1 protein-coding gene is annotated in these 325 nt (G+C 52.0%); it reads left to right on the plus strand.

Going from position 1 to position 325, the window contains the following annotated elements; genetic code table 11:
* A partial coding sequence (locus Q4526_RS04495; RefSeq protein WP_215975708.1) for a phosphoenolpyruvate carboxylase occupies window positions 1-325 on the plus strand: 325 nt, incomplete at both ends.

Consider the following 325-nt stretch of genomic DNA (forward strand, 5'->3'; position numbering starts at 1 on the left):
GTCAGTGACGAGGGCGCCGAAGTATTGAAAACCTGTCGGGTCATTGCCAGTGAACCGGCCGAAACCTTGTCCACCTATATTATCTCTATGGCACAACAGCCGTCGGATGTATTGGTGGTGGCGCTGCTATTGCGCGAGAGCGGCATGAGCTGGAATATGCCCATTGTGCCATTGTTTGAAACTCTGGATGATCTGGACCGTTCCGCCCAAGTGATGGATCTGTTATGGCAATTGCCTTGGTACCGCGACTATACCGACACCAAACAAACCGTGATGATTGGTTACTCGGATTCGGCCAAAGACGCCGGCAAATTTGCCGCTACTT

It is taken from the genome of Gilvimarinus sp. 2_MG-2023, from assembly GCF_030547685.1.
Taxonomy (GTDB): Bacteria; Pseudomonadota; Gammaproteobacteria; order Pseudomonadales; family Cellvibrionaceae; genus Gilvimarinus.